Source organism: Variovorax sp. LjRoot175 (assembly GCF_964253805.1).
Taxonomy (GTDB): Bacteria; Pseudomonadota; Gammaproteobacteria; order Burkholderiales; family Burkholderiaceae_C; genus Variovorax.
The window spans coordinates 261,614-274,106 of the sequence record NZ_CAXURY020000003.1 but is presented as its reverse complement, the minus strand read 5'-3'; the positions used below and the strand labels follow the sequence as shown (position 1 = coordinate 274,106).

The following is a 12,493-nucleotide window of genomic DNA, read 5'->3' as shown; positions in this document are numbered from 1 at the left end:
GGTGTGAGGGGGCCTTCGCACTCCGGCGGCATGGGCGGGCGAGTGCCGCAGGCCGCGAGGAGCAACGCCAGCAGGGAGAGCGCGGTCGATGGCTTCATTCGGACGCTCCGCCGCTAGCGATTGCGCGAGTGGTTCGGCATGACTTGCTCTCTTGGAAGCACGGTGCCGCCGCGGCGCGAAGTTCCGATTTGGCCGATGGAGGCCACGCCTGCGCCGACGCGATTGCCCGCCAGGCGGCGGAACGAATCCCAGCGACTGCCCGGCTCTCGCCGCAGGCCGTCGAGGACGCCGCGGCTGAATTCGTAGCTGGTGCGTTTGGCACCGCCCATTGCCCACCGCGCCAAGCCGCTGACGAAGCCGAACGAACTGAGCGCGATCCCGCTCGCGAGCCCGGCAGCAATGGGCATGACCTGGCGCATGATCAGAAGCACCAGCGAGGCGCAGAGAACCATGTTCAATGCGTCTACGGTCACGATGGCTGCACCGCGGGCAGCCGTCTGGGTGGCATAGGAAGAAACCACCTGGAGCATCAGGCTTGCCACTAGCGTGCTCAAGACGGCGACCAGTGCATAGTTGGCCAACTGGGCAATCCACGCCTCGAAGAATCTTCGGGTGGCCTCGAAGAAGAGCAGGCAAATGAAAACTGGCCCCAAGGCGAGGATCAGCGCCAGTGCGAGCTTGGATAGCACAAGCAAGAAGAGCGCGTAGACGGCTACGCCACCCATGATGAAGTAGACGACTGCGCCGGCCAGATAGAACCCAAAGTCGCCGTTCAGCACGCCGCCCTTGTTCCAAAGGTTCGACGCAACGGTCCCGCCTTTGTCCCAGATGGTGTCAATCACCGATACCGGGTTGGCGGAACCGGTGATCGTGGCTGCAAGCTGGCTCGGAGCATTGAAGAAGGTATCAACGATGACTCCGTTGAAAAGCCACAGTCTCAGACCAACGCCGAGGATGATCGCGATGAAGAGGATGCGCTTGACGCCTTCCCAGATCGGCTCCTGGATTCTCCCTGTGAGGCTGAGAAATCCCCACATCATTACGTAGATGGTCGCGAGCGTTACTACGGCAGGTTCGATGGCGCCGGCCACGGCGGCAGTCTTTGCCGCGATGTAGTCCGTCAGTTGGAAGGTCAGCCACGTCCAGAATTGCTGGAAGAACATCGCTTACCTCGTTGGGTCGTTCACTTCCCGGAGCCACCAGTAGGCGGCATCGTCGGTTGGAAGCGCTTCTGGAAATTCCCATGATCGGGCCTTGGTGTCGTCGGAGCCGGCGCCGACGTTTCGGCGCGCTCGATCTCGGGGGAAGCAGCTGGAGTCGGATCCTGTCGGAGGAAATGGTATGCGCCTCCCGCGGCAACTACAGCGATCACAGCGATGACGATGATGATGGTTGATTTGGACATGGCGATTCAGGGGCTGGGAAGGAACCTGGTGCTGAACCCGCCGTGACCGGAGATAACTTGCTCCCGAGTGCGCTGCTGCTGAGCAGCTTCCTCAGCTTTCGCCATCTGATAGAGACTCTGCAGCTTCGTTTGCTCATTGGTGAGCATGTTCTGCTCGGCCTGGATCCTTGCCTGCAGGTCCTGGATGGCCTTGGGGTCCTGGGCGGTGGCGATGCGGTTGATCAGCTGCTGCAGCGCCGAGAAGCGCTGACTGGTGTTCTGGTATGCGCTCTGGGTCATGCCGTTGAGCATGGCCGCCGATTGCCGGCCTTGCTCGACGATCTGACGCATCTCCGGACTCAGGGCATCCATCTGGCCGCCTGACAGGACGCTGTTGGCCTTCATGATCGATTGCACGTGGCTGGCCAGTCCGGCATAGCTGGCCGATGAGCCGTTGAGCGTGTTCATCAACTCGCCATAACTGGGAGGCAGGTAGTTGCGCCCCAGCTCCGAGGTCGGGAGTAGCTGCTCCATGCCTCGGGTTCCCGTCATGGCGCCGTAGGTCAGGGCCAGTTGGTCCTTCGACTGCCTGAGCTGGTCGTACTGCTTCTGCATTGCGGAGATCTGCTGTTGCCAGTACATGACCTGCTGCATCAGGTTGGCGACGGCCGTGACGTCGATCACCGGGATGCCGGCCTTCGCATGCAGCGGCGCCAGGCAGGCCGCCGCGGCGAGGAAGAAGGCGAGAAGGTGCCTACGCATGGGAGATCTCCTGGGTCGAGGTTGAACGGGGAGGGCGATCGGTCAGGGCCGCTCGGAAAGGGGCCAGCCATTGCTCGGGATGCGGCCCATGCGTTTCGATGAGCTCGCGCATGAGGCGGACGTTGCTGGTGCGCCCCGAGATGACGTGCAGGGCGTCATCGAAGCCGTGGAGATCGAGCTGAGCGACCACGCTCACATGGTTCTGCTTGATCAGGAACTGACGCGAGCCGGGCTCGAGTTCCTGCTTGATGAGCGCGAACTCCCGGTCCGTCAGGTTGAAGCCCTGGGTGTACTCGTCGTAGTCCGCCTCCGGGTTGGGAAACAGGATCTTCGTCGGCGTCTGCTCGACGATGGCGCGGGCGATGCTGGAATCGAGCACATGGCTGGTGCTCTGGGTGAAGGTGGCGATGTTGGCGTTCTTCTTCCGCCAAGTCTCCAGCCCGTTCTTGGCGAACTTCGCGAAGGCCGGATCGCTCAGGAGCTTGGCGAACTCGTCCATCCAGCACACCAGGGGCCGGCCGTCCACCATCCGGTTGACCAGGTGAAAGAGGTACATGGTCAGCGGCGCCCGGACCACCTCGTTGTCCAGGAAGTCGGTCACATCGAAGCCAACCAGGGAATGGTGGGCCAGCAGGGGCGTCACTTCGTCATGGTCGTTGTCGAAGACCCAGGCGTAGTCGCCGTGCTCGGAGGCGCACCACTTCCGAAGGCGCGCGTGCATCCCTTCCGGGTCCGTGATGTCGAGGAAGGCGACGAGCCGGGACAGGCGCCTGAAGGGCGGATCGAGCTTCAGGGTGCCGCGCAGCGCCTGGTCGAGGTCGTCTTCCTGGCGGACGGTCAGGGTGTCGTCCGGCGTGCGCATGACGAGGCGCCTCAACCAGTGGCGCATGAATTCGACGTTGTCGACGATCGAGTCGTCGAGCTGCAGGGGATTGCAGCCGGTGGGGGCCCCGTTCTTGAGGGGGAGGTACTGGCCGCCCAGCACTCGCACCAGGATGTGCAGGCCTTCGTCCTTGTCGAAGATGACCTGGGTCGCGTCCAGCCGGTTGCAGATCGCCACCATGCAAAAGCCCAGCAGGGTGGTCTTGCCGGTACCGACCGGCCCCACGCCCGTGATGTGTCCCACGTCCCGCCGGCTGCCGCCGTCCGGGCTGCGCGGGTCGCTCGCATGCAGCGAGAAGTAATAGGGCGAGCCGGCGCGCGTCATGAACATGGTCAGCGCATCGCCCCAGTAGTTGCCCGTCGCCCGGCCGGTGGGGAAATTGTGGAAGGGCGACATGGCCGCGAAGTTGCGGCTGGTGATGGGTGCCTTGCGGCTTCGATACGCGAAGTTCCCCGGCAGCTGGGCCCAGAAGGCCGCCTCCAGCGCAAGGTCCTCGCGGGCCACCACCATCCCGGTGTCGCCCAGCAGGTAGCGGGCGCGCGCCACGTGGTCGTTGAGCTGCTTGAGGCGAGGCCGGCCCTCGGCCTCGCTGACGCCGTCGTAGGTGTCGGCCAGCACGTGCAGACTGAAGTGATGGTCGCCCACGACGAAGCGGTTGCTCATCAGGTCGTCCAGCGCGTCCTTGAGCTCCTCGGCCTGGGAGACCGCCAGGTCGCCAGCGGCCGCCATCCGGTGATGCTGGCGGCTCATCATGTCGGTGGCGGTGCCCTTGGCCAGGAAGGTGAAGCTCTGGGTCAGCACGAAAGGGAAGGGCGCCGTCAGCAGGGCGCCGAACATGCCCGGCGCCGTGGGGGTCGGATATTCCTTGATCCCGAGGAAGGCCCCGATCCGGGTCTGCGTGCCGGTGCGGTACTCCATGGCCTCGTTGCCGAAGAAGGGCCGGGTGGTGGCCAGGACCTCGTTCAGGGGCGAGCGGGGCAGGGGCATGCGCTGCCACTCCCCATTGACGAGCAGGCCGTGGAACTCCACGAGGGAGGAGAAGAGCACGTCCTTCCCATCCAGCCGATAGACGCCCAGCGCCTCGGGGTCGTAGCGCTCCAGGGCCGCGAGCAACTCCTGGCGCAGCTTGGTGCAGGCGTCCAGGGAATCGCGCAGTTCCGTCTGCGCGCCCTCCGGATTCGTGCGCTTGAGCAGACGCAGTGCGGCGTTTCCGATCCGGGTGGGTTGCGGCCGAAAGACGACCGACAGGTACAGCTCATTGACCATCAGCCGCTCGCCGGCCACCTTGCGGCGGTAGCGCTGCTCGACTTCATGGGCGAACCCAGGGATCGTCCGCCCGACCGGGTAGCCGGTTTCCCGACGCCGGATCACATGGGTCCACAGGGCCAGGTTGGGCGAGGCGATGTTGCGCAGCAGGACATTGAGGCGCTCGTGCCAGCTGTTGATGTCCTCGTCGTCCGCGCTTTCGAAGCTCGCGCCGGCCAGACGCAGGGTCTGGACGTAGTCGCCCGCGCGCGTGCGGGCCACATGTTCGTCCACATGCGCCGCGAGCGGGATCATGGCCGCGGCGCCGACCTCGCGGCGCAGCGTCTTCTCGGAGCGGGAGAGCAGTTGCATGGCGCCATCCCGCGTCAGCTCACCGCCGCCGGCGCCGTCCGCATGCGGCGGCGTCCCCGGACATCAGGCATGTCCAGCGCCAGCGGACTGTAGGAGTTGGCGCGCCAGTACCGCAGGTTGCCGCCGAGCATGGCCGGCAGCCGCGTGCGGCCCCACTGCTGCAGCAGGTCAAAGAACCGCGGCTCGTACAAGCACACCAGGTAGAGCACCCCGTGGACCGGCACGAAGGCCAGCAGCCACGCGAGGTTCTTCGTCACGATGAACGACTCGGTCGTGACGATGATGTTGAACATCATGGCGGAGTAGGTGACGCCCCAGACCATGGACGGCCGGGTCATCCCGACGAAGAGCGGGTCGGCGACGATGCCCTGGTTGCGGCTCATTTTCCGTGCCCTTCAGACCCCGAAGAGTCCCCGGATCCAGGACACGATCTGCGGGCCGCCGAAGACCAGCACGGTCCCGATCACGACGGCCACCATCCACCACCAACTCAAGCGCCCGAACCAGGCCATCGCGCCGGAGACCATGACGGCGACTGCCGCCAGCGGCGTCAGGATGGCCACGAGCTGCTGCTGGGTGGCGTTGGCGCCCGTGGCGAACGGGCTGCCGGCCAGGGCCAGCTCTGGCAGCAGGACGCACAGCCCGGCGAGAAGGGCCAGCCACAGCCGGGGGGCCCAGGCGCCATGTGCAGTCCCCGAGACCGGGGGTTCGGCTAGCCGAGCAGTTCCATCCGCAGCACCGTGTGTCCGGTCCCGAGCGTCTTCAGGTGCGTGGCCAGGGTGTCCAGGCTGCGAAAGGTGCGCGGCTGGCCGGCCGAGCCCAGCAACACGCTGCGCCCAATGCGCCAGGCGACGATGGGATGCACCTGGTATCGGCCCGGCTCGACCTCCACAATCACCAGTTCGTTCACCGCCCGCTTGTGCAGCAACTCGACCAGCTCGAGCTGCGTGACCGGGTTGGCGGGCGGCTCTTGGTTCTGTGCGGTCTGGGACTTGCGCCGAGCCGTAGGGGCCATGGGGGTGCGTGAATTCCGTGAAACAAGGGATGGGCCCGGGATTGTGAACGAAAGTGCTCGCGGTCATGGCTCTACTCCGGTCGACGGGCGGAAACAGTGCGCGGACCCGCCACGGCGGGGGCGATGAAGACAGGCGTAGAGATGGGCGAAGAAACGGGCGGGGGCACCTCGGTGCGCCGGGCCTTGCTGTAGACGTCCCACCAGGGCGCTGGAGGCAGTGACTTCGCGGGCCGGGATGGAGGAGAGGCGGCAGTGGCCTTCGGCGTAACCGCAGCGACGGTGGTGCTAAACGGAGACGCGGCGGAGCGTGTGGCCGCGGCCAGTTCACGCTTGAGGCCTGCGATGTCGCTGAGCGTGCGCCCGCGCTGCTCTTCGGCCTCATCGGCGGCTTCCACATCGGCGGCGGCCAGTCGTTCGGTCTTGCGGCGCGCAAGCGTTTCCAGCAGCGCTTCGGATTTCTTCAGCTCCTGCCGGAGGATCTTCACGCGATCGCTGTCGCGCGCTGCCTGCTCCGCTGAGGGGATGACGTACTGAGGTGCTGCCGGCGTCTGGGCCAGAGCGCCACAGGTCAAGCAGCCCAGGACCGCCATGAGGCTGAGCGACATGGTTCGCCATGCCGCCTCGACAACCCTGCAGTGATTACGGCCCCTTGCTCGCATGGGGCGCAATGTCCGGCAGCGAGGCGGCGCCTGTCAATGAAGCACCTTTTTCTTAGTTTCTATAGTAGAGCTATAGAAATCTAGACAAAGCGAAAATCAGAGACTACGCTAAGTGCGCGATTTCGCTGGACAGTCGTCGTCCAATGCGGCGCCGGCAGCTTGCTGAAAACCAAAGTCCAGTCGAATGCATCTGGAGAAAAGCTTTACGTGTTGTAGCGAGTACTCGCCGCTTCGGCTCTTGGAGCGACGGGGTGTGGTCGGGTTACTGATCCGCGAGGTGTCTCATGAGCAACGTGGTGGTGTTCGGCAATCAGAAGGGTGGCGTCGGCAAGTCGACGCTGTCGGTGCTCTACGCCCACTGGCTGGCCGATGTGCATCGCCGGTCCGTGTGCGTGATCGACCTGGACACGCAGGCCAACACCTCGAAGACGCTGCGGCGATTCGATTCCGGCGCCAACGCGGTCGAACTCTTTGGAGAAGAGCCAAGCCTTGGGATTCCAGGCGGGTCGGAACGGGGCATTGCACTTATGGCAGGCGGCAAGAGGCTGGCGGACATCGAGCTGGCGCGTCCGGAGGCCGTGATCCCGGCGTTTCGCAAGAACGTGGCGTCGGTGGCGCGGCGCTTCGACACGGTCGTGATCGACACGCCGCCGGCGCTCGGACTGCGGATGAGTGCTGCACTGATCGCCGCCACGGCGGTGGTCTGCCCGATCGAACTGGAGGAGTACAGCATCGACGGCGTGACGGACATGCTCAAGACGATCTTCGGGGTTCGTCAGCGCTACAACCCCCGGTTGCAGCTGGCGGGCATCGTGCTCAATCGCTTCAATCCGCATTCGGTGCGTCAGAAGGCCGCGATGCAGCAGTTGGTTGACAGCTATCGGGAGTTCGTGATCCCGGCGCGGATCTCGACGCGTTCGGCCATCCCGGAGGCGCTGGCCAGCGGTGTTCCCGTGTGGGATCTGCCCAAGAGCTCGGCGCGCGAGGCGAGCGCCGAGCTCAAGACCTTGTTCGGTCTCCTCCAGCAGCGCATGGATTCGGCTGGCGTTGGCGCCTCGGCAATGGGAGTCACGGCATGAGAGCGCCTGAGTTGGACCTCAGCGGTCTTTCGCAGTTTCGCGCCTCCGACCTGCTGGCGGCTGCAGACGATCGTCCCGACCGCGGCGCCCCCACCGCGATCGCTGTGGAACTCATCGATTACGACCCTTCGCAACCCCGCCGCACCTTCAAGGAAGACAGCATCGAGGAGTTGGGCGTGTCGATCCGTACGCACGGTGTCCTGGAGCCGGTGTCGTTGCGCACGCACCCGCAGCTGCAAGGGCGGTACATGGTGAACCGGGGAGAGCGGCGCGTGCGCGCGGCGCGCAAGGCGGGCCTGCTCAAGGTCCCGGCTTTCATCGACGAGCGCGTCGATCCCTTCGCGCAGGCCGCGGAGAACCTGCATCGGGAGGACATGTCGCCCTTCGACCTGGCCGCCTTCGTGTGCGCGCGGGAGAAGGAAGGGCTTTCGAAGTCCGAGATTGCCAGGCGCCTGGCCAAGCCGCGTAGCTACATCAGCGAGGCGGCGGCGCTCATCGACGCGCCCGAGATGATCCGGAATGCAGTCGAATCGGGTCGCCTCGGCTCCGATGTGCGAACCCTCAACCGCCTCGTCGCTGCGGCACGCGGCTTTCCGGAGAGGGTCGAGGAACTCCTGGCGGGGGACACGCCGATCAACCGGGCCAGCATCGATGCACTGGTCGGCGAGATGGCCCGGACGCCAACTGCTGTCGCGTCGCCGGTACCCGGCGTTGTCCAGTCGCCAAGAGTGGTCAGTGGCGGCCGGACCGTGCTGGTGATCGAGCACGGCGGCCGGCGCGGATCCCTGCGGCTCAAGGCACAGGACAGCGACGTCGGAGAGGTGAGGTTTGGCGATGGCACGCGGAGTCTGCTCCCGCTCGCGGACCTGCGACCCGTCTGCTGGGCCACGGAGGAACAGTCATGAATCACCTGCGAGTTGGAACGGATCTCCGGCATCAGCGCGGTGCGACGGCGCTTCATTGGATGCTGGTGGCGGCGTGGTGGTGCCTTTGCGCGGGCTTGCAGCTCGTGCGATGGGCCATCTGCGCATTGCTGGTTTTGGGCGAACCCATCGTGCGTGCGGTGCTCGTGCCGGTCGCCTTCCTGAGCTTCCTGGTGACCTTGATCTTCGGCTTCCTGATCGGCGACGTGCGCTTCCCGCGCTGGGGCATGCTGGCGTTTTCCGTAGGCGCATTGATGCTCTACTGGCTCTACCTCGGGCTGATGAGCCTGTTCATGACGCTGCCATCGCATGACCACGAGCGTTGACGAAAAGCAGCTGGAGCGCATCGCCAGGCAGCGCAAGTTCGATCCCCGCACGCTGGAGATCGCGCGGCGCCTCTTCATCCACCACGAGAAGCCCAAGCTGCTGTCGGCCGAGTACGGCGTGATCCTGCAGCGCATCTATGCGATCCGCAAGGCCGTGCTGGATTCGGCTGGCCATGACGAACTGACGCTGCGTGGTCCCGCCGAGGCCCTGGAGGCGGCACGGCTCGCCTACGAGAAGCAGATGGCCAAACTGGCGAGGCAGACGCGCAGGGGATGACCGAGAGCAGGGATTCCTCAAACGACTCTGGAGTAGAGGGTTTGGCGCGGCCGCGCACCTGGTTCGCCTACGCGCTCGGCAAGGCTAGCGTCTTGACCAACAATGCCGGCCGATTGTCTCAACCGCAAAGCAGCGCAAGACAGTAACTGCCTCAGTCCGTGTGAGAGACTTCGACGACGCGCGCACGAACGCGATAAGCATGGGATTGACGAAAACGGGCACGGCTGGGCGGTACCTTTGATCGAACCTGTCCATCGACGCTGTTCCCGCTAGTACCCAGTCCTATCGCGCCCTTGTGCCGCGGGCTCGGCGCCGCTTCTATCTGGCCAAGTCTTCCAATGACTTCCCGGCGTCCAGTGCCGCCTTCAGCCATTTGGGCTTGGGGCCGAACCCACTCCAGGAATTGCCGGCGTCATCCTTGTAGCGGACCTTCGCGGCGCGCTTCGCTTTCTTGCGGGCGGGGAGGGAAGTCGGCGCAACAGTCTCGCCGGACACGGTCTCCACGGAGTCAGGCTTCGACTTCTTGCCCGATCCCACTCGGAATTCGTCGATCGAGCGTCCAGCCGTCAGAGCGTCACGCAGCCAGAGAGGACGCGGTCCGCGACCGGACCAGACGTTGCCATTGCCATCGCTGAACTTCGCACCAGACTTGCCCGAAGCGTTCAAGGTCTTCTTCGGCTGAGCAACTGTCTTGTTCGTGCCAAGTCCCAGTTGTTCGGCAGTGAGACCGTAATGCGCAATCGCCACCTTGATGCGGTCGACAACGCCTTTGACCTCATTGCTGCGCAGAGCTTCTGCCTGTCGTTGAAGCTGTTCGATCTGCTTCTGGATCTGCTTGTACGTTTGCGCCATGGATACTTCCATTGAATGAATAGAGGGCCCGACTTTACTCGGTCAGCAATTGGCAGCGAATTAACTCCATTCGCCAGACCTCCAATGCGACTGACGGGTTGGTGCTTGTTTCTAAAGCGGGAATCAGTTGCTAGACCCAATACTGTTCGTTTATGGCATGAAGCTCCTAAATCGACGCGGTATGTGGGCATCGGCTGGCTTGGGTCGAGGTCCAGGCGGGTCGATGATCTTGGGAGTGCAATCCGTGGACACGCGCGTCGGTGCGCGGTGGTCGAATGATGCGTAAGGCGAGTGGCGCCGCTTGACCATCCGCGGCGAGCGCTTGTTCAGCGTGCGCGTGGCGCGGATCCGGGCGCAGGCTTCGAGCAGTTCATTGAACCATCGTCGTCGACGCCTCGGGCGCGCTGGGGGGAAATGCCCCGGAGCGGGGCTGTGCGCGGCGAAGCAGCTGTACGTGCCCTGTGAAGGACAGCTCGGCGTGCGGTATTCGGTGCCGCGTGGCGCCCTGATGCAGCAGCCAGCGCACCGAGTAATGCGCCAGCACCCAGCCGTAGAACTCCTGGCGCACGAGCTCCGCAGTTTTGCTGCGCAGCACGCGCCGGCTCTGCCGCAGGTGCGTCTTGAGCTCGTCGAACACGCCCTCGATTTCCCAGCGCTGGTGGTACATCGCTGCCAGTTCCAGCGCCGGGGCGACTTGCGGGTCCAGCAACGTGGTCAACAGACGGTAGCGCGGTTGTGCATCGGCCAGTCCCGGCAAGGCGTATTCGATGACACGCACCACGATGGCTTGGCTCATCGCCTCGCTGCGGCTCACACCGGTGGGGTAGATGGCGCTGAGGTACGAACCATCGTCGAGCATGCGATGCACCGGCAACTGTCGGCTGCGCATGCAGCGCCAGAGCAACTGCGCCCCGGTGGCTTGTGCCTGCTGCCAGTGCTCGAAGCCATTGAACCCCCGGTCCGCTATGCACAGCATGCCCGGCTCCAGCCGGGGCAAGAGCGGTTGGAACAGCTCCCACTCGCCGCTGCGGTAGGGCCCCAGGTTGGCGCCCAGGATCGCGTGCGTGGCGCACTCCACCAAGACCATGCATCGTGCCTGCGGGTAGCCTGCGCGGCCGATCCGGCTGCCCGGGTAGCCGAAATGCGCCGCGTTCTCCGCCTCGTCAGGCAGCTCGAAGGTGCTGCCGTCAATGGCGACCAGCCTCAGGCCGGCATAGAACGCGTGGTGGTGCGCCCGGGCGTCGGCCATGGGCACACAGCAGCGCTCGACCAGGTCACGCATCGGCGCAGCGCCGATCTTGCTGCGCAGGCCGCTGATCGAGGACTTGGTCACCCGAGGCGGCTCGGCGGCGCCGGCGGCCCACGCCAGGCCCTGCGACACGGCGGCGAACACTTCCTCGTAGGCGGCCTCGGGGTAGAGGCTCAGCGCCATGCAGTAGTACGCCCCTGCGACGGCCGGAAAGCTGCGCACGCGCTGCGAGTTGCAGCCGTGGGCGTCCAGCACAGAATTGACCAGCTCGGCCGGCACCACACGCGCCAGCAGGCTGGCGCTCAGAAAGTCAGCCAGCCTTGCTCCGCTGCCCAGGACCGCCTTGGTTCGCGCCATGCTCGACTCCGTCGTTGCGACGGCAGTCATTCTGCATCATATTCCACAATCCGAACAGTATTGTTGCTAGACCACATCTTCGGGACTGCTCACGACTCTGCGGTATTTGCCCATGGCCTCTGGCTCGACCCCAAGCCACCGTGCGACCTGATCGGAATCTGTCCCGCGGCGCAGCTGCCGCAATGCAAAGGTATGCCGCAACCGGAACGAGCCGCCATCGCTGGCATCCAGACCTGCTTCCTCCAAGACCTGCCTGGCGGCCTTGTACTGCGCGTCCTTGCTCCAGGGCTTGCCGCTGCGGGTCGACGGAAAAAGGAAATTGCCCAGAATGCGAGCTTCCGTGCGGACTTGGAGCCAGTGCTGCAGCAACTCGCCCGCCCAGGGGGCGATCGGCGTTTCGCGTGCAGGCGAATTGCCGTTGCCCGGCACCGCGACTTTCCATGGCCGCTCGCGCACGCGGCCGCCGCGCGATGTCGGCGCATCGAGGGTCAGCGCGCGAACATCGCCTGGTGCCAGGCCCCCGCCCAACTGCAACGCAACGGCCACCCGATTGCGCAGCTGCTGCCAGGTGAAAGCCAGATGACTGTCGCGGCGTGAGCCCGACAGACCCGGGCGAGGTCGCGCATCCGACAAGAACGTGATCAGGTGCCGCGCCTCGGCCACCGACAAAAACTCAGGCAAGGGATCGGCCTGCGCGGCTTCGGCGTACCGGATCTCCGGGTGAGCATCGATCCAGTCGCTTGCCGCCGTGTTCACGGGCTCGCCGGTCTCGGCGGCATGGTGACGCAGCACCCGGTCAATCAGGCGCAGCAGGCGAAGCGCGTGTCGCGGCGTGAGCGACAGGTCAGCGCTTTTCATGCCAAAGCGCGCCGCCTGGAAAGCCTGCAGATCGCGGACATCGAGAGATGCCAGCGACACGGCCGGGGATTGCCCGAGGCACCAGGCCGTGAAGCTGCCCCACATGTCGCGGTAGACCTCGATGGAGGAGGGCTGGCGCAGGGATCCAACTGCGCTCTGCTGCTGCAGCCAACGCTCGAATGCGAGGCGATGAACGGCGGCTGGTGGTTCTTCGAAGAGGGGAAGAGACGGCATAGAAAATACGCTAACGGC

At 65.1% G+C, this 12,493-nt stretch carries 14 protein-coding genes; 4 read left to right on the top strand and 10 right to left on the bottom strand.

Annotation, left to right across the window (positions count from 1 at the left end; genetic code table 11):
* Positions 1-113 precede the first annotated feature (113 nt).
* The 7 genes from ACSQ89_RS39110 to ACSQ89_RS39080 all read right to left on the bottom strand — a co-directional run bounded on the left by ACSQ89_RS39110 (position 114) and on the right by ACSQ89_RS39080 (position 6,266).
* Entirely contained in the window at positions 114-1,163 is a 1,050-nt protein-coding gene (locus ACSQ89_RS39110; protein WP_436297514.1) for a type IV secretion system protein, read from the bottom strand.
* 248 nt (positions 1,164-1,411) lie between these two features.
* The gene (locus ACSQ89_RS39105) at positions 1,412-2,146 is read right to left on the bottom strand and encodes a type IV secretion system protein (protein ID WP_436297513.1); all 735 of its coding nucleotides are present in this window, start codon (positions 2,144-2,146) and stop codon (positions 1,412-1,414) included.
* On the bottom strand, positions 2,139-4,646 hold the full coding sequence (locus ACSQ89_RS39100) for a VirB4 family type IV secretion/conjugal transfer ATPase (RefSeq protein WP_436297512.1): 2,508 nt from the start codon (positions 4,644-4,646) through the stop codon (positions 2,139-2,141). Before ACSQ89_RS39100 ends, ACSQ89_RS39105 begins: the two co-directional genes overlap by 8 nt.
* A 14-nt stretch (positions 4,647-4,660) precedes the next feature.
* A complete protein-coding gene (locus ACSQ89_RS39095; protein ID WP_436297511.1) occupies positions 4,661-5,029 on the bottom strand; it encodes a type IV secretion system protein VirB3 in 369 nt (122 codons plus the stop codon).
* Between the two features lie 12 nt (positions 5,030-5,041).
* Positions 5,042-5,305, bottom strand: a complete 264-nt coding sequence (locus ACSQ89_RS39090) for a TrbC/VirB2 family protein (protein WP_436291557.1) — start codon at positions 5,303-5,305, stop codon at positions 5,042-5,044.
* Between the two features lie 53 nt (positions 5,306-5,358).
* A complete protein-coding gene (locus ACSQ89_RS39085; protein WP_436297857.1) occupies positions 5,359-5,661 on the bottom strand; it encodes a hypothetical protein in 303 nt (100 codons plus the stop codon).
* 71 nt (positions 5,662-5,732) lie between these two features.
* A complete protein-coding gene (locus ACSQ89_RS39080; RefSeq protein WP_436297510.1) occupies positions 5,733-6,266 on the bottom strand; it encodes a hypothetical protein in 534 nt (177 codons plus the stop codon).
* Positions 6,267-6,604: 338 nt separating this feature from the next.
* Here ACSQ89_RS39080 and ACSQ89_RS39075 point away from each other — a divergent pair, with 338 nt between their 5' ends.
* The 4 genes from ACSQ89_RS39075 to ACSQ89_RS39060 are packed head-to-tail and all read left to right on the top strand — an operon-like array spanning position 6,605 to position 8,925.
* A complete protein-coding gene (locus tag ACSQ89_RS39075; RefSeq protein WP_436297509.1) occupies positions 6,605-7,399 on the top strand; it encodes a ParA family protein in 795 nt (264 codons plus the stop codon).
* An 11-nt stretch (positions 7,400-7,410) separates the two neighbouring features.
* Positions 7,411-8,304 carry a ParB/RepB/Spo0J family partition protein gene (locus tag ACSQ89_RS39070; RefSeq protein ID WP_436297508.1) on the top strand — a complete coding sequence of 298 codons (894 nt, stop codon included), beginning with the start codon at positions 7,411-7,413 and terminating at the stop codon, positions 8,302-8,304.
* Positions 8,301-8,648, top strand: a complete 348-nt coding sequence (locus tag ACSQ89_RS39065) for a hypothetical protein (RefSeq protein ID WP_436291248.1) — start codon at positions 8,301-8,303, stop codon at positions 8,646-8,648. Before ACSQ89_RS39070 ends, ACSQ89_RS39065 begins: the two co-directional genes overlap by 4 nt.
* Positions 8,632-8,925, top strand: coding sequence for a hypothetical protein (locus ACSQ89_RS39060; protein WP_436291247.1), 294 nt, complete (start codon positions 8,632-8,634; stop codon positions 8,923-8,925). The genes ACSQ89_RS39065 and ACSQ89_RS39060 overlap by 17 nt, the downstream gene beginning before the upstream one ends.
* A 318-nt stretch (positions 8,926-9,243) precedes the next feature.
* Here the strand turns inward: ACSQ89_RS39060 and ACSQ89_RS39055 are convergent, their stop codons facing one another.
* From ACSQ89_RS39055 to ACSQ89_RS39045, 3 genes are all read right to left on the bottom strand, one after another.
* Positions 9,244-9,777 (bottom strand): H-NS family nucleoid-associated regulatory protein, encoded by a 534-nt coding sequence (locus tag ACSQ89_RS39055; protein WP_436291246.1) that lies wholly within the window; start codon positions 9,775-9,777, stop codon positions 9,244-9,246.
* A 370-nt stretch (positions 9,778-10,147) separates the two neighbouring features.
* Positions 10,148-11,383 carry an IS4 family transposase gene (locus tag ACSQ89_RS39050; protein WP_436296017.1) on the bottom strand — a complete coding sequence of 412 codons (1,236 nt, stop codon included), beginning with the start codon at positions 11,381-11,383 and terminating at the stop codon, positions 10,148-10,150.
* A 66-nt stretch (positions 11,384-11,449) separates the two neighbouring features.
* A complete protein-coding gene (locus ACSQ89_RS39045; RefSeq protein ID WP_436297507.1) occupies positions 11,450-12,346 on the bottom strand; it encodes a tyrosine-type recombinase/integrase in 897 nt (298 codons plus the stop codon).
* Positions 12,347-12,493: the final 147 nt, after the last annotated feature.